Here is a 20,477-nt window from a genome sequence, read left to right on the forward strand (position 1 = left end):
TGTGAATGCTAATCTAATTCTTGACCACTTTGCGGTATAACGCTCGCAAAAAAATTGACCACCTGAGCACCTCTTTCCTGTATCTTGAAGTTGCTGAGACTAACAAGATATAGGAGGAAAGGAAATGCTTCAGATGGCTAATTATGAGTTTATCAGGAAACAGCACTTCGTGCTAGGAAAACCAATCCGTCAAATCTCAAGAGAGACAGGATATTCTCGGCAAGTCATACGCAAAGCATTAACAACAACAGAAATACCTGTGTACAAGCTTTCCAAACCAAAGCCGAAACCAGTAATTGAATCCGTTAAACCAATCATCTTGGAATGGCTGCGTCAAGATGAACAAGCCCCTCCAAAGCAGCGACACACTGCCAAACGCATCTTTCAAAGACTTGTAGAAGAATATGATTTTACAGGCGGTGAATCAACCATTCGCCGCTATGTTAGACAACTGCGAGTTTCTCCACCAAAGGCGTACGTTCCTCTTGAATTCCCGCCAGGGAAGTTTGCTCAATTTGACTGGGGAGAGGTTGATATTCTACTGTTCGGAAAGCAAGTTACCGTCCAAGTATTCTGTTTGCGCTGCACGTATAGCCGGAAAATCTTTGTCCAAACATTCTTTCATCAAAAGCAGGAAGCACTTTTACAAGGTCATGTAAATGCCTTCGAGTTTCTTGGAGCCGTACCTCAAACCATTGTCTATGACAATTTAAAGACCGCTGTGAAAAAGATTCTGGAGGGGAAAAATAGAGAAGAACAAGAACGTTTTATCCAATTACGAGCACACTATTTGTTTGAAAGCTACTTTTGTGAACCCGCAAAAGGGAATCAAAAAGGCCAAGTCGAGAACCTTGTTAAAATGGTCAAGCAACAGTTTTTTACGCCGATGCCTTCTGTATCCTCTTTAGATGATCTAAATCGTTGGCTATTGGAAAAATGTATATCTTATGAAAGCACCAAGGTTCCACGGTCTACAATTACGGTGGCTGATGCTTTTATGGAAGATAAGGAGCACATGCTGTCACTTCCGCCGCAGCCTTTAGAGTGCTATCGGATGGTACCAGTAAAGAGCAATACGCTCTCCTTGATTACCTTTGAGCAAAACGCGTATTCCGTACCTGTTTCTTATGCCTCGAAGGAGTTAATTTGCCGAGTTTATGCTGATGATCTTGCGATCTTTCATAATGGAGAGCTTATCGCTACCCATAAACGATGTTTTGAAAAAGGAAAAGAGATTTTTGATTATGATCATTACCTCGATCTTATGTTGATCCGACCTGGATCTGTTCTTTACGCTCGGCCCTTGCAGAAGGCCAAATTGCCAGATGTGTATCACCAGTTTCTAGATAGGTGCAAACATCGGTCTGGGGGAATGAAAGACTTTATCCGCGTTCTCTTATTGCATCGAGAGTTCGAGCCCTCCTTAGTCGAAGATACTTTACGAGAATCCTCCCAGAAAGGGATTTTCCAGTACGATGCCGTAAGGCAACTTCTTCTTCAACGAACATTACCAGAGCATCGGATTCCTTCTCTTGCTTTTGGGACTGACAGCCATGTCCCCGTTATCCGAGTAAAGTCCCCCAATCTTACTCAGTACAATGACTTATTGCAAAAAAGGAGTGTGGTCCATTGAGTACATCATTTCTACTTGAAGCCTACGCAAAACGCCTACGGTTGCCCGCAATCAAGAAATTCTATAAGGAAATGGCTCATGATGCTATGGAGCGTCAAATCCCTTATGAAGATTTTCTCTTGGCTCTTTTGGAGCAGGAGGTTTTGCAACGAGATACGAATCAAATTGCATCCCGCACCAAACAGGCAAAGTTCCCCACTATTAAAACCATGGACCAATATGACTTTTCAGTCATGCCGTCCCTAAATAAACCGAAGGTTCTCCAGCTTTCTCGTTGCGAGTATATCGAGAAGGCTGAGAATGTAATCTTTATCGGGAATTCAGGCACTGGGAAAACACATTTATCGATTTCCCTCGGGATGGAGGCTTGTCGTCACGGTTACACCGTTCAATTCTGGACAGCAGCCAAACTGTGTAATGAGCTGATGGAGGCGCAATCAGAGAGGCGTATGCTTCAATTGGAGAAACAGTGGTTAAAAGTCGATCTAGCCATTCTTGATGAGGTAGGGTTTGTTCCTTTAAGTAAAACAGGAGCCGAGCTACTATTTCAATTCTGTGCTGCCCGCTATGAAAAAGGCAGCATGATCCTTACGAGCAATTTGGACTTCGCTAACTGGACTCAAGTGTTTAAGGATGAACAAATGACGGCCGCTTTAGTGGATCGACTTACCCACCGAGCTCACATTTTTGCAATGAACGGCGATAGTTACCGATTTAAGCAAAGCCTGAAGCAATCGTGATCATGAAAAAGTTACCCACCCATCGGGTGGTAATAATTTTGCCATGGTGGTCAATTTTTTGATGAGCACGGTGGTCAACATTTTGATTGACATTTACACAAAAACACCAATCGGAGCCAATTTCATGATTTTGTTAGTCATCCAGAACATTGTTTCGGATACGCCTTCCAGTAACCGAATTATAGGGGTAGCTTTTTCGCCAATTACAGAAACACCTACGCCGAACAGAACTGAGAAGAAAACGATTGCAAGTAAATCTCCGTTAGCCATTGCTTGAACAATGTTAGTCGGAACTACATTGATAAACGTATCGGCCATACTGTGACTTGCTTTTTCTGCTGTATCTACTTGTTTTGCTATATCAGTTTTAGCTAAATAGGACATATCGATTCCTACTCCTGGCTTAAGAAGGTTCCCACCGATTAGGCCTATTGCGATAGCCAATGTAGTTATGATTTCAAAATATATAATCGTTTTCAAACCAACCTTCCCTAACTTCTTAAGATCTCCATTTCCCGCAATACCAACTACTAGGGAAGAAATCACAATAGGTATAACGATCATTTTTATTAGACGAATAAAGATATCGCCTATTGGTTTTAAGATAGCCGTAACAGTAGGGTCACCAAAGAAAGTGATACCCACGATAATGCCTAGAAGTAGTCCGAGAAATATTTGTAAAGCTAGTCCAAACTTTTTCATTTATGAATGCTCCCTCCCGTTCTTTCGGTGCAAACTGGCGTACTTCATAGTATGTACGTTTTGTCCCGCTTCCCCTCCTTATTGGCAACCAAGACTTTCAAAGATAATTATGTGTCTTAGTCTTGAAAATGTATAAAAATATATATAAAATCAAGTAATCGGCCTGATTTTTAACTAAATTATATAAAAAATTATATGATAGTCAATGTTTTTTTAAAATTAAAAGGATGTGAATTGATGAATCTGGATACCTGAAGGTTGGAGGGCTTCTGATTACTTAGTCAAGCAGTGTTGTTAGCTAGATGGTCTTTACCAAGTAAAGGCAGGAGGCAACAAAAAATCAAGAAAAGAGAAGTGATAACTTTGAATTGTATAAAAAATGTTGCTAACATGACTTCGAACGGTCATTATTCAATAGCAGTAGTACACAATGATTTAATATTTGTTTCAGGGATTTTAGCGATTAATCCTGAGACTAATGCTAAACAATTTGGTACGGTTGAAGAGGAAACCCTTATTGTCTTAAAAAATCTTAAACTCATACTTGAATCATCAGGAAGTGATATAAAGCAGGTTTTAAAGACAACGATTTATATTCCTGATATATCAATGTGGGATATTGTGAATAAGGTTTATAGCAATTTTTTTGGGGACCATATGCCAGCCAGATCAATTGTTCCCACAAAAAATCTGCACTTTGACTTTAAAATTGAAATTGAAGCAGTTGCAGCAATTAAAAAGTTGAATCATGCTGGAACGAGAACGAGCTGAAAGATAGCGGATAATTGGTAAGAAAGTCTATATAATAGGGGGACAAAAGCGGGAGCAATGTAATTCATCTCTTATTGCTTGAACGATGTAAGTTGGACCTATAGTACGACGTCACGGAGATAATGAGGGTTAGACAGAGTAAGAACGAGAGGATGGAAGGAAGGGATTTTAAGAAATTTGATTGCCTCCGTCTCCGAAAGTCACGGGACAAAATCGGCTCATCGAGAAGAATCATCGTTTTATTGACTTTAATAACCAACGTAGTTTAAAGAAACTAACAACCTTAGTCTGGTCCAATACAGACTAAGGTTGTTTTTTTGCCATAACAAAAACACCTACAAGTTGCTCACCATATCATACGGCGTTCTCGCAATTTCTTGAAGGTGTTATGGTTTGTCTCAGTTTAAAGGTTATTTCTCAAAAGGGTCGGCCTTTCGAGAATGAATTAAATCTCCTCTTTGTTGTCATCCTCATTCTTCATTCTATTCCTTATTTCATCTAGGTAGCTATATATCGTTACTTTAGATACTTGTAGTGCCTCAGCTACTTGTTCCGTAGTACCTTTGATTAAAAAGACGCCTTTTTCATCCATAAAAGATACAATCTCAAGCTTCTTGGATCTGTTCATCTTCTCAACATCATTCTCACCAATAATTTGCCGTATGAGGGTATTTGCAATTTCCTTAACGTTATCAAAAAGTTCAACTTCTTCTTTTACCGTTTCTTCTTCAACTTGACCTATATCATTTAAAAATTCTTGCAATTGCTGCATGGGCTGTAAATCAAAATTGATACAAAGTGCACCAATTGCTTTTCCTTTTCCATCACGAAGCAGTACGGTGGTAGATTTAATACTCTTTTTATCTTCTGTCTCTGTTTTATAATTTGCAACTACATCGTTGCTGAACTTTTTAGATAAGAGTACTTGGGTAAAAATATGATTAAATGATTGCCCAATTTCTCTTCCTGTTACATGATTATTTACCGTAAAAATGACGGATGACTGTGGCGTGGTTAAGTCATGCAGTACAACCTCGCAATTTTTCCCAAAGGTTTTTGCTATTGCTTCAGCAATAGGTGCGTATTTCATTATTTCATCTCGGACGTCTCGTTTCATAAAAACACCTCAGTTTGATTGTATAAATATATCTAATATCAATCATTTGTCATATATTATTTTATACAATAAGGTGGCTAGAATCTAGTTAGTATTCTTTACAATTATCAGGTTCATTAATTGATTCTTTTTTCGAGTCCTTAATTATTTGTAATGCAACATTGACTTGTGTATAAAAAATTATATAATTTACTTATGAATTCAATGAACAAAAGGTTTTTTATATATTTTTTTATAAAAACCCATCTGGGAGGAGTATATGCCGGAAATTACAGTGATTAACCAAGAGCTTGTTAAGGACCTTTTTAACATGGATGATGCAATTCAAATCGTAGAAAAAGCATTTACAGAGTTTGATCAAGAAAAAAGTAAAATGTTCCCCGCAATAAGAGAAATGGTCCCAGAACATCAGGGGATATTTGGCATTAAGTCTTCTTATTTACTTGGAGAGAATTGTATCGGGTTAAAAGCAGGTGGATTTTGGAGTGAAAATTCGAAGAAGCAAAAAATGAATCATCAATCAACAATGTTGTTGTTTAACGCTGAAACCGGTGAACCAACTTGTTTGCTTGATGCAAATCAAATAACGACTATTCGTACTGCTGCTGCCGGGGCAATTGCAGCCAAATACCTAGCAAGGAAGAATAGTAAGGTCGTTGGAATTATTGGATCCGGTACACAAGCAAGAGCACAGCTAGAAGGTATACTTCATCTATTCCCAATTAAAGAAGTTAATGTATGGAGCAGAAACAAAACGTCTGGAACTACATTTGCGCAAGAAATAATTGAAAGAGGAATTAAGGCACATTTTATAAGTTCTCCCGATGAGGTTGTCTCCACTGCGGATATAGTTATAACCACTTCTCCATCTTTTTCACCGGTTATTAAGACGTCATGGGTAAAAAAAGGAGCTCATATTAATGCTATTGGAAGCGACACAAAGGGAAAACAAGAGATTTTAATTGATACACACTTGAATAAAGTTGTTTGTGATTTTTGGGAACAAAGTTCAATAATGGGGGAACTTCAGCACGGTTTTTCTAAAGATTCCCTTTATGCAGAAATCGGTCAGATCACGAGTGGAGCAAAGCCAGGACGTCAGTATGATGGAGAAACCACATTATTCGATTCAACTGGCCTATCTGTTCAAGATGTGAAATCAGCTTCTTATATATATGAGAAAGCGAAAATGAATGGTTTGGGTTATACAATAAGCATTTAATTTAGAAAGGGGTTTTAAAGTTGAGTATTCAATTTATCTGTGCGGAATGTGGAGGAAAACATGCTCCTGAAAACCTATTGTGGCGTTGTCCCTGCGGTGGTCTTCTCAATGTTGACGAATACACCATTAGCTTCCCAATGGATGAGATTAAGAAACGTTCTGCAACAATGGGGAGATATTTAGAGGCCTTGCCCTTTCAAAATTCATCCGTTTTTGAGCAGGTAACACTAGGTGAAGGTTACACCCCTATGGTTCCTTTAGATTCTAATTCACCAAATATTATGATGAAGATGGATTACATGATGCCAACCTTATCCTTTAAAGATAGAGGAGCAGCTGTACTTATTGCTAAAGCAAAAGAACTTGGGGTAACTAATATTATCGCAGATAGTAGTGGAAATGCTGGAACATCAATTGCAGCGTATGCAAGTAGAGCGGGGATATCTTGTGATATTTATGTTCCTGCAAGCACATCACCCAAAAAACTAAAACAAATAAAAGCACATGGTGCCAATTTGCACGAGATACCAGGAAGCAGAGAAGATACCGCTGCTGCTGCTATGGAGGCAGTAGAGAAAAAGCAAGTTTTCTATGCAAGTCATGTATATAATCCATATTTTTATCAGGGAACTAAAACTTATGCATTTGAGATCTGGGAACAACTAAACGGCGAAGTTCCGGATACGATCGTTATCCCTGTCGGAAACGGTACTTTGTTATTAGGAGCATACTATGGGTTCAGAGAGTTATTAAAATGCGGAAATATTTCCAAAATTCCTCGTTTTGTTGCTGTCCAGGCAGAAGGTTGCGCACCACTTGTTCAAGCGTTCGAGCGAGGCGAGAAAGATGCTGAACCGGTTGTAAATACCGGTACTGCAGCTGAAGGGATCGCTATTGCGGCACCTGCACGGCATCGACAAATACTACAGGCAATTAGAGATACGGATGGAATCATCATTACAGCTCCGGAAGAAAAAATTGAACAAGCAAGAGAAGAACTTGCAAAAAAAGGCTTTTATGTTGAGCCTACGACAGCCGCAACATATGCAGGATTTCAGAAGTATCGTTCCCAATACAAACAGGGTAATCCAGATCATGGTGACGAAAAAATTGTCATCCCACTTTGTGGGGCAGGTATAAAAGCAAATTAGTGTAAAGATAGTAAAATAATTAGCTTTGAAAGCAACTCTTAGATGAAAGTTTTATTAAAAACTCAACTTTCGCACCTTGCAAAATCGTTATAACCCTTGCCTGTGCTAGATTCTCTGTCAAAAAATGAGCAGCCTCCCAGCTATATCAAGGGTTTATTGCCGAATTTGTGCTGCGAAAGTTGAGTTAATTTATATTAAGCAGGACTCAAAAGATTAAATCGATAATGGCTTCAAATAGAAAGACGAAGAAAACGCACATGAAAACCCCAGTAAGAAACCTTTTTATTGTGAAATCCTTGAAGTTATTATCGGAATGCAAAAGCAAAATAAAAATCACCATTGTTATTAAGACTTGGGGCCAATTATTCATATCTCCACTCTCCAAAATCCTTGTTAATCATAAGACTATGTTTACAGGAAATGGTTTCTTGGAGTGTGAAAGAAAATTACTCGCGTTTTCGGTGAAATCCAATGTAGTTTTTAAAAATCAAGGGGATTGGCAAGCCCTTTTAGGGACGATGGCCTTGACCATATTCCCTTGCGACGAACGGTCCACCCATAAGCAGTTCTGCCAGCGGGTCGTCAGCCTCGTTTTCAGGGAGACTTTCGGTGATTCCGGCGGCAAACGCTTCGGCATTATCGCGGGGCTTGTAGCCCAAGCGTGCAGCATCGGGGTTGACAAACCATGAGCGTTCATTGTCAGATACGCCGTACAAAATGGCAAATCCCACCGATTCGGCCAGAATGCAGCTGCGAAAAAGCCGGACTGCGTCGTCATAGCTGAGCCAGGTACTGAGGTGGCGAAGGTTCTGAGGGCGTTCTTCAAAGCTGCAGATGCGAATGCAAACAGACTCTACTCCGTGTTTGTCAAAGTAAAGCCGTGCCAGATTTTCGCCAAATGCTTTGCTCACGCCATACAGCGTATCGGGCCGGGGCATGACGGACGGGTCAATGGTCGTACTCCGCGGGTAAAAACCGACTGCGTGTATGCTGCTGGCAAATACAATCCGCTGAACGCAGGCCTTTCGGGCAGCCTCGAAAACATTGTATGTCCCGGCAATATTCGCCTGAAGAATACGGTCAAACGCGCTTTCGTCAGGAATTCCGCCCAAATGAATAACAGTATCAATCCCCTGCATGGCGGCTTCCAATCCGTCTGCATCCGCCAGGTCCAAGCGGATAAACTCCTCATCTGGCTGTAAGTCTTGAATCGAAATGATGTCGGTTAGCCGCAAGCGGAATTCATCCCGTAAACGGGTTCGCAAAACGGTGCCAATGCGCCCAGCTGCTCCTGTAATCAATACCCGTTTCATCCAATCTCTCCTCTAAAAGTATTTTCAAAATACAATTCTCGCATGGTCTGAGGAAAACCTTTTTCATAATGTGTATTCAGGAAAGGAGAAATTACCGTGGCAAGAACAAGATTTGAAAGTGAATCGAGTTTAGTCTACAGATGTCCCGAATGCATAGCATTGATATCGGTTTTCACACACTAAATGTCCATATCACCGTGAGGATAAAAATAAAGTGAAGGAAAGCAGATTTACAAAATAGTTAGGGAGTGGAATGATTCCAGTTAGTCTAAATACCATAGGAGGGTTATTTACATTGTTCAAAAGAGTTTAATGAACATCCACCAAGTTCTTCATCAGTCGTCCCTAAGTTAACTTTAAAAGAATTATCAAGGTTTACATATCCAGTTTTTTATTCGGCATAATCGATTCTTCTACCTATTATGTTTCCACCAATTTCAGACATACTAGGAGGGAATCATATCTAAACGAAGGAGCGAAAATATGTCAAAATGGATTTCCAGTTTTATAATTGCATTAATTTTATCTCTTGGACAGATCAACCTAGCCACAGCTTTGGAACCCGCAAGCACCTATGCTAATCAATTGTTCAAAGTTCCAATTTCGAAAAGTGGAAACCAGTGGTCTATCACGATTGGACAGGCTGAGTTGGACAACAGCTCATTAAAACCTGTTGCAGGCAAGTATGATGTGTACAGTTTAGCTCTCAAAAATACTGGAGAAGTCGTCTACAATGTTAGAGTTGAGGCATATAAAACTTTACCTGATGAACAAACTAAGTTACGGTTGTTTTCAGCACCAGTTAAAAGCGAATTCCTCACTGGTGAAGGAATAACTGTACACCAAAACTTCCCTATAGGATTGGATGCTAAGGAGCTCGAAATAAATGTTTACTGGGAGGTAAAGCAAGACCACGGAAGAAGCATTAACGGAACTAATGTTGCTCGAACTTGGAAACAAGTATTTTCTTTCAAGCCAGATAAACGGCAGCCTTGATGTGCTGCCTTTTTTAAAGATGAGCAAAATGATTATCTCTTGCTGAAAGAGTCCAGTCTCCACAAGCTCCATTGGTGTCGGAAAACGGTTAGCTTGAAGTTTTAGGAGTTGTTTGCAGCTCTTACCGGCACCTTTCTACTGAAAGCCAGCTGAGTGAAGGTAGACAGCCATAAAACGATATGCCTGAATGGGTAGAAGAAACAGTGACCCATCTCTAATTTAAGGAGACGGGTGTAGTCGTAGACACGAAACTAAAGTGTAAGACTGGTTTTTCGTTTCGGCACATCATTTCTATTAGATTAACACTAAACGGATTCGTCCAGGCAGCTAGACATATATAGAAAGTTCTTACCACCTGCTTAATTATGTTAAATGAATGGGGAAGTACTACTGGAGCAATAAAAAAAGCCGGAATAGAGATAAGCATTTGTCCTTCTGGCGGAAGGACACAGCATAAAACTAACAAATGGCAGTCATCAATTTGGTGCTGTGCCCTTCACTTGTAGCTGTTATATCACCGTCTCACTGAAACTTCCCCCAGAGCAGCTACCAGAAGGATAAAGATGTTTGTGTTCATATAAATCCACTCCCACTTTTTAAGATAACTGATTAAATTGGCAATGGAAGTAGAAAGTAATCCTGCCAATGTAATCCCTAAGTACCAGTAATCGCTGGCAAGGAGTATCCCAAAAGCTTTAACGGCGGGGAAGAGTGGAATTGCACCACTGACGGTAATTGACAATCAAGAATTATAAATATTGTACCACAGTTAAAATGCTGATTGTGTCAAATCACGTGATTTTCTTGCATGCCTTAGAAATGTAAAAATAAGGGTTATCAAATTTATCGAGCTAATGACAAAGTAAAAAGGAACGATACGATATGCTATTCCTGAAGTGACATTCCAAGTTGAAATGTAATATGGAATGTAGAAACTAACAATATTGATCAGTAAGAAATAAATCGGTTTAAAGGATTTTTTTAATAACAGCAATCAAAATAGGGGTGATTACTAACGGAATAATAAATATGAACACATATTCATAATGAATATATTCCCAAATAGTAAAACGAGAATAATCTTCCAGCTTTGCAAATAGAAGCTCCAACATTGACTCTATAAAAGATTTCAATACAAACCCCCCTGACAGGAAAAACACTACCATTATCCGGGTTTTTTGGTAACGGATTTGTAGTTGACCTAATAGTTAGGTAGGAAAGAACATGCTAAAAGAGGCGACAAGGTTGTCATGTACACCTGCGGTGAGGCCTAGGATCACAACGGCGAAATCTGGACAGTTGCTTCGAAAAAGGAATGGGAGCTGTTAAGGGTTTTTCCTCCTGCCTATATCCACTTCTACCGATCTTCCACTTTTTCCGGTTAAATACTGTACGCCCGATATACAAATAGCTGCTGCTCTTAATCTCCGTTAGGGACGGATTGGGGTCTTGCCTTTCTTTTCACAAAAGATTGTAACGATCTTTTATAACCGAGTTTTTCAAAAAAGGGTTCGTTACCTGGCTGAGCTCCAAAGAATAAGGTGGTAGACGATACCTCCCAAGCCAGTTCCACAGCAAGGGGGTTACTCAGTGAGACTCCCTCTCTTTTAGGGGTTCTCCAACGGTCTCTCAAGGCTGTATTTGCTTCGTCAAATTCTTCCTGCGAGAGTATATCTTCATGAGCACTTTCATGTCGTATCCACAATTCAGGAGGGACTTTTTTTCTTACTCTCTTGCCGTTTCTTTTCATGTGCTTCTCTTTACCCCAGATGATTTGGCCCAGATAAACTTCGTTTTTGACGATATGAGATACAGTTGATTGCTCCCATAAGTCGCCCTCAGGTGGTTTTACTCCCAAAGAGTCCAGATGTTTAACGACAGCTGCACGACCATGTCCATTAGCAATGAGTTCAAATATCTTCCTGACAATCGGTGCTTCATCAGGATTAGGAATAAGCTTGAGATTTTCGTCACGGTCATAACCGTACCGAGGTTTTCGTGTGATCGATTTGCTATCCTTGGCTGATCGTCTTCGACCACTCTGCAGCCGTTTATTAATCTGCTTTAACTCTTCACGAGCAATGATGGATTTTACCCCAAACAGTAGCTCAGCCCCTTCTGCATTACAGCAATTACTTCTGTAGGCGTGATGATGAGTGCTACTCTCCAGAGCTTTCCGTTCTTCTTTACATCTTTCCTACTTTTGCGACGAACACATCTAAGTAAGTAGGGCGGCTCATGCAATCACCTTTTTTGGAGTTAACTAAAAACTCTAGTTAGTGTAAAATTGGAAATGATAATAATATATGGGGGTTATGGATATCGGTGTTTATTAAAAGCATAATTATTAGAAATTTTAGAAGTATAGAATATGCAAATTTACAAAACCTATCCAAAACTAATTGCTTTATAGGTAAAAATAATGCGGGCAAGTCAAATCTTCTTAAAGCTATAAGGGTATTTTCTGGTGCAGTGATTTCTGGTTTTGTATATTCTCGAGAATTTTTTACGAAAGAAGATATTAGAAACGGTGAAGATATACTCATTCAGGGTATTATTTCCAACGATGAAAATGATTATCTAGTCTGTGTCGGATCAAAAATTATACATTCTCAAGTCTTTACATACTCGATGCTTTTTAAAGGCGTTTCTGATATGGAATCGTACGATTTTAAAAAAGAATGGCATGAATATGGAGATTTCGTTGGCGATTTGATACTTTCTTATGAACGTATTTCTAAAAGAAAAGGAAATATCGAGTCATATTTGCGCGATATTGCGTCACTTCCGGAAGAAGAGATAAATATTAATCCAATAGATGCTCTAAATTACATTGATGAAAATTTTGAGCTATCTAATATTACGAAAATGAATATTAAACGTACTTTATTTACAACAAATAAAATATTGGAGGAGTTAAAAACTCGTATAAATAATTTCATAGAAAATGCAAAAAAGGACATTGAAAGTGAATCCCAAAAAATTGAAAAAATAAAAGACAGTATAAAAGCTTTTTGGGAAAAATGGTACTATAACGGTAATCGGACTCGCAGTAGATTACACTTTTATCACTTGAACAATAACATATCTATTCCAAAGTTATTAATAAAAACAATGAACCAGGGAGAAAAGAAAAGTGAAATAAATGAGGATGATGCAAGAAAAATTTTCGAATTGAAAAATACAAAATATGGTCAATTGGATTTTGGAAAATTTAAACAAATAGTAAAAAGTGTATTGGATATTGAAATTGATGTTTATTTAAATTCAAGTGGTGTACCTAATTTTGAACTTGATAAAAAGTGGATTAATCTTAACGGAACAGGCGTTAAGGAAGTACTTAGATTACTACTAGATATGGAAACTGAATCTTTAGACCTGGTATTAATTGAAGAACCTGAAATACACTTGCATTTTGAATTAGAGCAAAAACTTAGTAATTACTTTAATTCAACATCCGCACAAATATTCCTTACTACTCATTCTACTGCTTTTGTGGAAAATGCATGGGACCAGTCGATTTACTTAGTTATTAAAAATATTGCCCCTGCTCAGGAAACATTTGAGACAAAAGTTAATTATATTTCTGGGAACCTAATAGTTAATGCAGCGAAGGAAGTTGGGATTAATGTAAATGCACTATTAATCAAAAGAAGTATCATTTTTGTAGAGGGTAAATCAGACGAACTAATAATCAGGCATTATATTAGAAAATATTATTCGCAATTAAATACTTATATTGGATTCGTAGATATGAATGGCGAATCAAACTACAGAAGGTACGCAGAAGCATCTTCTATGCAGGTATTCAAAGAGAGTGGAATGCAAACTTATTTTATATTGGACTCAGATAATATGACTCAAGAAACTAAAAAACAGAGGATAGCAGACCACCCTGAAGGAAGTACCTTGGATTTTTGGAATGGCCATTGTATCGAAAACTTGTTCATATATCCAACGATCCTTCAAAAATATATTAAATCTAAAACAGGCAATTCGGAGATTACGATTGAAGAGGTAAACCATAAGATAAACAGTACTTTAGAATGCATAAAAGTACTAGCATTAAAAAAATATGTGGGCGAAAAGTATCTAAGACCTATCGCACCTAATCGATCGAAGAAGAATGAAATATTTATTTCATTCGATGAGGTAAAGAGTTGGTATGATGCAAAAAAAGACAGCATGCAATCAAAATTAAATAACCTAATCAGTTTCGAACAATTAGTCTCTGAGTTTGAAGAAAAATGGGACACTTGTAAAGGGGAACTGATTCCTGGCGATAAATTTATGGATGTATTTTGCAAGGAATTTGGCGAATTTAGTTATCATAAGGATGAACAAAATATCAACCATTTAACAAAGGATTTAGATCATGATGAGTGGCCGTCTGAAATAAGAAATTTTGTAACGAGAATAAAAGAAGGTATTGATTCGAAGAAGCTAGTGTTACAGGATGTATATTAATGGAGCGCATTTGCACTCCTTTTTTCGTTAAGCAGGTGCAGGTAACACCCTAAGTTTTAACCATCTTATACATAATGAGCACATCCGCGTACATACATTCTACTAAGAAAACGATCAAATCGTTGTCAGGCTGCCGACTTTATCGACAGCCTGACCCTTATGAAAAAAGGGTTTTTCCATCCGAACTTGTATCAATCTCTACCGATTATCCACTTTCTCCGGATACATATCATGATTCATCAAACGATAACTCGCCATCTCTTCATACTTCGTTCCCGGTCTGCCGTAGTTGCAGTACGGATCAATCGAGATGCCGCCGCGCGGGGTGAATTTGCCCCATACTTCGATGTATTTCGGGTCCATGAGCTTGATCAGGTCATTCATGATGACGTTGACGCAATCCTCGTGGAAGTCGCCATGGTTGCGGAAGCTAAACAAATAGAGCTTGAGAGACTTGCTTTCGACCATCTTGATGTCAGGAATGTAGCTGATGTAGATGGTCGCAAAGTCAGGCTGTCCGGTAATCGGGCACAGGCTGGTGAATTCCGGGCAATTGAATTTCACGAAGTAATCCCGGTACGGATGTTTGTTGTCAAAGGACTCCAGCACACTAGGGTCGTACGAGTAATTGTAGGTGGTTCCCTGGTTGCCCAAGAGAGTAAGTGAAGACAAATCGCGTTCTTGTTGGTTCGACATATCCCAATATACCTCGTTTCTAAATTATTTTCGCAACGGTTACACACCACGCTTATTTCCCCAGACAAGTGCGTGCAGCTGTGGGAGCACCTTGACGTCATTCATGTCAGGCGCTTCCATCGCTCGGTCAATCAACCATTCAAAGCTATCCAGCAGCTTATCCCGCAGTCCAGTCGTATCCGCACAGGTGAGGTCGTCGTTACCAGGCTGCAGATAAAAGGGAACAGCAGGATAGCGCTGGTGAATGCTGCGTGCGTACTCGAAATCTTCCTGGTTAAAGACGACTACTTTTAGGCTGATCCCTTGATGATGATTCGCAACCAGTGCATTTACGATTTGATCGAGCACGTCGAAATCGGTTTTCATTCCAGAGCTTGGCGGTTTGGGCGAAATGGTGACGTCGTCAATGTCATAGAGCCATTCCTGCCACTTGCTGCCTTGCGTTTCTACCGCAGTACGGATGCCCTTTTCTTTTAGCAGCTGGACGAGTCCGCCAATGCTGGTGAGAAGAGCAGGATTGCCTCCAGAGATCGTTACATGGGAAAAACGATTCTGTCCCAGACGAATAAGCTCCTGATAAATCGCTTCCGGTGTCATTTGCTTGATTTCACCCTGGGCGGAGCCATCCCACGTAAAAGCGGAATCGCACCAGCTGCAGCGGTAGTCGCAGCCTGCGGTACGCACAAACATCGTTTTTTGTCCGATGACCATGCCTTCTCCCTGAATCGTGGGGCCAAAGATTTCCAATACAGGAATGGTACTCATGCTTGCATCCACTCCCGTCTGGCTTCAGCGTAGCTCGTTGGGGTTTCAAACAAGCGGACGAATTCCACGCGAGTACCATCGTAACGAGTGCGGTACGTATCGGATTGCAATTGGCTTTCCATTTGTTCAAAAATCCAAACGACCATATTTTCAGCTGTTGTATTCATCGGGGGGAGCATTTCATTTAAATAGCGGTGATCCAGGTAGACCTCGATATGCTCTTTCCAAATCTGCTTGATGTCGCCAAAGTCAATGACGAGTCCGATCTCGTCTGGAAAACCGCTGATGCCAAACACGACCTTGTACGTATGGCCGTGCAGGTTCTTGCATTTCCCCTCGTACGCGTGCAGATGGTGGGCGGCATCAAAGGTAAACTCTTTACTGACGAGTACACGCTTGTTATGGTAGCGAAGCTGTGATTTTTGAATATGAGTGCCCAAGGCTTGGATGCGGTCGACAATGCGAAAGTCAAAGTTTGCACTCATTAGGCATGTTCTCCTGCTGGATTACTTTCGGAAAGATAGGTGTCCAGTCCGGCTTTTCGCAGTTGGCAGGCGGGACATTCCCCGCAACCGTCTCCTTTGATGCCGTTGTAGCAGGTGAGGGTATTTTCGCGGATATAGGTGAAGGCACCCAGATCGTCCGCCAGCTTCCACGTCTGTGCTTTGGTCAGCCACATCAATGGCGTGTGAATAACAAACGGATAGTCCATCGACAGGTTCAACGTCACGTTGAGTGATTTAATAAATGAATCGCGACAATCTGGATAGCCACTAAAGTCCGTTTCACATACGCCTGTGACCAAATGACGCGCTCCTCGCTGCTTGGCAAATACGCCAGCAAACGAAAGAAACAAAAGATTGCGTCCGTCGACGAACGTAGAGGGCAGCTGGCCTTCCTCTTGGGTGATGTCAATATCTGTACGGGTGAGGGCATTGGGAGCCAGTTGATTCAACAGGCTCATATCCAATACGGTGTTGGCTACGCCTAGTTCCCGGGAAATTTGCTGGGCGCATTCGATCTCCAGCTTGTGGCGTTGGCCGTAATCAAACGTGAGGGTTTCAACTTCGCCGAATTGCTGCTTGGCCCAGAACAGGCAGGTCGTGCTGTCCTGTCCTCCGCTAAAAACAACGACGGCTTTTTCATTTTTCATGCTCTCCATCTCCTTCATTCTTTTAATGGAAGAAAGAGAGTTCTTGAACCTTCCTGCAAAAAAACAAAACAATACCAAGGGTGAGGTATTGTTATCCACCTTAGTTTTTTATAGAGGGAGTTCGCGAACCTCTCCCATGCACAAGCATGGATTTCGTATTCGGTTAGGCATTCATATCGATGCCTGGCGTTATTATACTACAAATGAAGCGGGGTGGGGACGGGAGATGTTTCATTTCTTCATTTTGGAAAAAACAAATTGACGGGAGCAGGAAGTGACTGCTAGTATTTTTTAGTAACACCATTGGAGAAATTCAATCAGAAAATTCGCCATTGTTCGGAAGTTGATCTGGGTAAGATCATTTTTTTTCTTCATATTTCAGACTTTTATACCATCAGTGGAGTAATCGTATGACAAGAATAGAAACCCCAATATTGATTAGAGTTGGTGAGCAGATTGAGACACAGCTTATTAGTAGAAGAATATCGTGGCAGCGTACTGGAGAATGTTCATTTTGGCGTCGTATGCGGCGTCGATGAGCACGGACAGGTCATCTATTCTGCCGGAGACGACATGCACGTCACTTATTTGCGTTCCGCAGCCAAACCGTTTCAGGCTATTCCTGTAGCCAAGCAAAAAATCGATGAAAAGTTCGGGTTGACGAGTAGGGAAGCAGCTTTATTTACTGCTTCTCATCGGGGCGAAGCCTACCATCTGGAAGGCTTGGAAGCGATCCTACAAAAAACAGGGATAGCCGAAGATGAGCTGCTTACTTGTCCGACTTATCCGCTAAACGATGAGCCGAGATCTGCCTGTTTAGCCCAAGGTGTGGCAAAGCGCAGACTATTCCACAATTGCGCAGGAAAACATCTTGGCACTCTCGCCTTATCAAAAGAGCTCGGGTACTCGACGCACGATTATTATGAGCATACTCATCCAGCCCAGCAGGCAGCTTTGGACACCTTTGCTTATTTGGCACAGTTTCCAAAAGAGCAGATTCAGCTTGGCGTCGATGGCTGCGGATTTCCTGTCTTTGCGTTGCCACTCAGGCATATCGCAATCGCTTATTTGAAGCTGGCTTGCCCGGATCTGATTGAAGATACGAAAACCCGAGAGGCAGTAGTGAAAATCACTGGATGGATGACGGAGAATCCGGACATAATCGCAAGTCACAACTTCATCTGCACCGCACTCTTGACTGATTCGAATATCATTGCCAAAGGTGGCGCGATGGGCGTATACGGCTTTGCGCTGAAAAAGGAAAGAATCAGCTTTTCGCTCAAGGTATTGGATGGCTCCGAACTGGTGTGGCCGCTTGTGATTGCTTCCATATTGGAGCAAATCAATTACGGGAACAAGGAAACCATCGATAGACTGCATGCGCTGGTACCGAGAGAAATCAAAAATGACAACCAACTGATTGTTGGCGAAAAGCGGGCCGTTTTTACATTGGAGAAAAAATAAGACTGACTGGTTGTTTCTGACAGGGAAAGCGTTTACCAGTCCATAGATACATAGGACGGAGGGGAAATGATGATTGTAGAAGTGATTGCCACTTCGGTGGAGGATGCGAAAAGGGCCGAGCGAGGGGGAGCAGACCGACTGGAGTTGATCTCAGGAATTTTAGAAGGGGGACTGACCCCGAGCTGGGGCTTGATTGAAGCGGTAGTGAAGTCGGTCCGCATTCCCGTAAATGTCATGGTGCGGCCACACAGTCAGTCATTTTGCTACACAGAGGATGATTTACTTGTCATGCGCGAAGATGTCCGGGTAATCCGTGAGTTGGGCGCTGCGGGGATTGTCGTCGGCATGCTGACGCAAGAAAAAGACATCGACCTAAAAGGGCTGGAGCTCGTTCTTAGCGAAGTCGATGAGTTGGATGTGACCTTTCACCGGGCATTTGACGAAGTGAATAATCAGATGGAGGCTGCAAGGACCCTACTTCATTATCCACAAATACGCCGTATCCTGACGTCTGGAGGCCAAAAGAGTGCGACTCAGGGGATGGAGCGCATTACGCAGTTGAGGCAGCTGACTGATAAGACGCAACTGAATATTTTGGCGGGAAGTGGCTTGTCGCTTGCGAATATCATCGATTTTCTCCTAAAAACCGGAGTGAGAGAAATTCACTTTGGAACGGGTGTGCGTGAGGATGGACATGCGCTGCGGTATGTAGATCAAGAAAAAGTGGTTACATTGAAGGGAATATGCGAACGGTTTTCGAAAATTGTATGATGTGGAAAAGACTGTAGAAATCGTACAAGCTTTCGGAAAGGGTGGCACCAGTGGACATGGAAAAAAGGTTGGCAGAAATTATTGCAGAAGCCGAGGGGACTTGGGGAGTCGTTGTCGAGGAACTGGGGCAGGAGAGCTGTAAAGGACTGTATTTTGAACATTTGCCTGATGAGGTTTTTATTGCTGAAAGTGTCATCAAGGTACCGATCATGGCAGCTGTTTATGCAGCTGCAGAACGAGGAGAGTTTTCTGTGGAGAATCGCCTCGCTCTTCGCCGGGAGGATCTCGTCGGAGGGTCGGGGCTATTGTACACGCTTTCGCCCGGTTTGAAGTTAACTATCCGTGATCTGGTTACCCTGATGATTATCCAAAGCGATAATACAGCGACGAATATGTTGATTAATCTGGTCGGCAAAGCAAGTATTGAACAAACGATGCGTGATTTGGGAATGCTGAAAAGCCGTTATTCCCGCAAGCTGATGATCTACCCGCTCGATGTGACTGAAAATAATACAATTACTGCAGGCGACGTAGCCAGAATGTTGGGAAAAATCGCTTCGGGTACTTTTTTGTCCCGGCGCGCCTCAGAAGAAATGATCGCTATTATGAACAAGCAACAAGTGCGCAATGGTCTGCCATCGCTTCTCCCGGAGCAAGGGGGAGCAAAGATTCCTGACTGGGAGCTGCCTTGCAAATCCGGTTGGGACACGGGAAGACAGCATGATGTAGGTGTGCTGTACACGGCGGGGTGTCGAATCTCCATTACAGCCTTATCCAAAGATGTGCAGTCCCAAGCAGCGCTTCGAACGCTTGGATTATTAGGTAGAGCTGTATATGACTACTCTAGTACAAAAAAGTCTTGTCCTATCTAAATACCTATCTGCAGCCCCATGCAAAAAGCCCTAACACCCGCAAATCCAATTACGAGTGATTTGCAACTTCTTTCGAGCCGATCCGCAGTACGGCATGCGTGTAGCGAGTGGCCTCGGAGTAGACATATCAGAGTTTTTAAACCAACCAAGCACTTCGCAGTAAATGTTCTCTATAATGAAAGAAGAGGTAACCCAAGTCGAACAGGGTTACCTCTTTTCTATTTGCAGATCACATGACTTCCTTCAATTGAATAGCATCAAAGGCAGTGATACTTTCGAACAGGTTAGGCGAATCGTGATGGACATGCTCCTTGAGAATGCCCATTTTCACAAAGAAGCGCAAGGATGTGTACACCGTTGAGAGTGTGATATTCGGCATTTCGTTTTTTAAGGAGTGGTAGACATCCTTTGCAGTCGAACACCGACGGGAAGTCAGCATATGGAGCAGAACGGCCCTTCTTTGGGCGGTCAGTCTTTTTCCCAGATCCTTCACCTGCTCTGTGACACTGGCAATATGTTCATCCATCACAGGTCACCCCTTCTTTAAAATAATTATTATCTGATTTTAATTATCGGATTCTAGCTGGTGATAGTCAATCTCTTTATTTTTGGTGGAAGGGAAATTGTGGTGAATGGAAAGTCAA

At 41.4% G+C, this 20,477-nt stretch carries 18 protein-coding genes, 1 pseudogene and 1 riboswitch; of the genes and pseudogenes, 10 read left to right on the forward strand and 9 right to left on the reverse strand.

Annotated features, from left to right (window positions below; genetic code table 11):
- Positions 1-124: 124 nt before the first annotated feature.
- Positions 125-1,633, forward strand: coding sequence for an IS21 family transposase (gene istA / locus ACIFQN_RS28640; protein ID WP_429836449.1), 1,509 nt, complete (start codon positions 125-127; stop codon positions 1,631-1,633).
- Entirely contained in the window at positions 1,630-2,373 is a 744-nt protein-coding gene (gene istB / locus ACIFQN_RS28645) for an IS21-like element helper ATPase IstB (RefSeq protein ID WP_429836450.1), read from the forward strand. The genes istA and istB overlap by 4 nt, the downstream gene beginning before the upstream one ends.
- A 99-nt stretch (positions 2,374-2,472) precedes the next feature.
- On the opposite strand, the pseudogene ACIFQN_RS28650 reads toward istB, so the two are convergent.
- Positions 2,473-3,075: pseudogene (locus ACIFQN_RS28650) on the reverse strand (cation:dicarboxylate symporter family transporter); the annotation flags it as partial.
- Between the two features lie 291 nt (positions 3,076-3,366).
- On the opposite strand from ACIFQN_RS28650, the gene ACIFQN_RS28655 reads away from it, so the two are divergent.
- A complete protein-coding gene (locus ACIFQN_RS28655) occupies positions 3,367-3,846 on the forward strand; it encodes a RidA family protein (RefSeq protein WP_429836451.1) in 480 nt (159 codons plus the stop codon).
- A 445-nt stretch (positions 3,847-4,291) separates the two neighbouring features.
- Here the strand turns inward: ACIFQN_RS28655 and ACIFQN_RS28660 are convergent, their stop codons facing one another.
- Entirely contained in the window at positions 4,292-4,963 is a 672-nt protein-coding gene (locus ACIFQN_RS28660; RefSeq protein ID WP_429836452.1) for a helix-turn-helix transcriptional regulator, read from the reverse strand.
- 259 nt (positions 4,964-5,222) lie between these two features.
- On the opposite strand from ACIFQN_RS28660, the gene ACIFQN_RS28665 reads away from it, so the two are divergent.
- Both ACIFQN_RS28665 and thrC read left to right on the forward strand, forming a co-directional pair.
- Positions 5,223-6,185, forward strand: a complete 963-nt coding sequence (locus ACIFQN_RS28665) for an ornithine cyclodeaminase family protein (protein WP_429836453.1) — start codon at positions 5,223-5,225, stop codon at positions 6,183-6,185.
- 20 nt (positions 6,186-6,205) lie between these two features.
- Complete coding sequence (gene thrC / locus ACIFQN_RS28670; RefSeq protein WP_429836454.1) at positions 6,206-7,336, forward strand: threonine synthase; 1,131 nt, start codon at positions 6,206-6,208, stop codon at positions 7,334-7,336.
- 509 nt (positions 7,337-7,845) lie between these two features.
- On the opposite strand, the gene ACIFQN_RS28675 is transcribed toward thrC, so the two are convergent.
- On the reverse strand, positions 7,846-8,649 hold the full coding sequence (locus ACIFQN_RS28675) for an NAD-dependent epimerase/dehydratase family protein (RefSeq protein WP_429836455.1): 804 nt from the start codon (positions 8,647-8,649) through the stop codon (positions 7,846-7,848).
- A 483-nt stretch (positions 8,650-9,132) separates the two neighbouring features.
- Between ACIFQN_RS28675 and ACIFQN_RS28680 the strand changes: the two genes are divergently transcribed.
- The gene (locus ACIFQN_RS28680) at positions 9,133-9,645 is read left to right on the forward strand and encodes a hypothetical protein (RefSeq protein ID WP_429836456.1); all 513 of its coding nucleotides are present in this window, start codon (positions 9,133-9,135) and stop codon (positions 9,643-9,645) included.
- Between the two features lie 1,420 nt (positions 9,646-11,065).
- Here ACIFQN_RS28680 and ACIFQN_RS28685 read toward each other — a convergent pair.
- Entirely contained in the window at positions 11,066-11,815 is a 750-nt protein-coding gene (locus ACIFQN_RS28685; RefSeq protein ID WP_429836465.1) for a recombinase family protein, read from the reverse strand.
- Positions 11,816-11,970: 155 nt separating this feature from the next.
- On the opposite strand from ACIFQN_RS28685, the gene ACIFQN_RS28690 reads away from it, so the two are divergent.
- Positions 11,971-14,112 carry an ATP-dependent nuclease gene (locus tag ACIFQN_RS28690; RefSeq protein WP_429836457.1) on the forward strand — a complete coding sequence of 714 codons (2,142 nt, stop codon included), beginning with the start codon at positions 11,971-11,973 and terminating at the stop codon, positions 14,110-14,112.
- A gap of 198 nt (positions 14,113-14,310) precedes the next feature.
- Here ACIFQN_RS28690 and queF read toward each other — a convergent pair whose 3' ends face one another.
- From queF to queC, 4 genes are read right to left on the reverse strand one after another with little or no spacing between them, the layout of a single operon-like run.
- Positions 14,311-14,808: a preQ(1) synthase gene (gene queF, locus ACIFQN_RS28695; RefSeq protein WP_429836458.1), complete on the reverse strand. Its 498-nt coding sequence runs from the start codon at positions 14,806-14,808 to the stop codon at positions 14,311-14,313.
- Between the two features lie 39 nt (positions 14,809-14,847).
- Positions 14,848-15,573, reverse strand: coding sequence for a 7-carboxy-7-deazaguanine synthase QueE (gene queE, locus ACIFQN_RS28700; protein ID WP_429836459.1), 726 nt, complete (start codon positions 15,571-15,573; stop codon positions 14,848-14,850).
- Positions 15,570-16,058: a 6-carboxytetrahydropterin synthase QueD gene (queD, locus tag ACIFQN_RS28705; RefSeq protein WP_429836460.1), complete on the reverse strand. Its 489-nt coding sequence runs from the start codon at positions 16,056-16,058 to the stop codon at positions 15,570-15,572. The genes queE and queD overlap by 4 nt, the downstream gene beginning before the upstream one ends.
- Entirely contained in the window at positions 16,058-16,726 is a 669-nt protein-coding gene (gene queC, locus ACIFQN_RS28710; protein WP_429836461.1) for a 7-cyano-7-deazaguanine synthase QueC, read from the reverse strand. Before queC ends, queD begins: the two co-directional genes overlap by 1 nt.
- Before the next feature lie 94 nt (positions 16,727-16,820).
- Positions 16,821-16,864, reverse strand: a riboswitch (PreQ1 riboswitch).
- Positions 16,865-17,182: 318 nt separating this feature from the next.
- Here queC and ACIFQN_RS28715 point away from each other — a divergent pair.
- The 3 genes from ACIFQN_RS28715 (at position 17,183) to ACIFQN_RS28725 (ending at position 19,833) form a co-directional block, all read left to right on the forward strand.
- Positions 17,183-18,190 carry an asparaginase gene (locus ACIFQN_RS28715; protein ID WP_429836462.1) on the forward strand — a complete coding sequence of 336 codons (1,008 nt, stop codon included), beginning with the start codon at positions 17,183-17,185 and terminating at the stop codon, positions 18,188-18,190.
- Positions 18,191-18,259: 69 nt separating this feature from the next.
- On the forward strand, positions 18,260-18,961 hold the full coding sequence (locus tag ACIFQN_RS28720; RefSeq protein WP_429836466.1) for a copper homeostasis protein CutC: 702 nt from the start codon (positions 18,260-18,262) through the stop codon (positions 18,959-18,961).
- A gap of 56 nt (positions 18,962-19,017) precedes the next feature.
- Positions 19,018-19,833 (forward strand): serine hydrolase, encoded by an 816-nt coding sequence (locus ACIFQN_RS28725; protein WP_429836463.1) that lies wholly within the window; start codon positions 19,018-19,020, stop codon positions 19,831-19,833.
- Positions 19,834-20,062: 229 nt separating this feature from the next.
- Here ACIFQN_RS28725 and ACIFQN_RS28730 read toward each other — a convergent pair whose 3' ends face one another.
- The gene (locus ACIFQN_RS28730; protein WP_429836464.1) at positions 20,063-20,359 is read right to left on the reverse strand and encodes a Fur family transcriptional regulator; all 297 of its coding nucleotides are present in this window, start codon (positions 20,357-20,359) and stop codon (positions 20,063-20,065) included.
- Between the last annotated feature and the right edge of the window lie 118 nt (positions 20,360-20,477).

The sequence above is a fragment of the Brevibacillus sp. NRS-1366 genome (assembly GCF_050467985.1).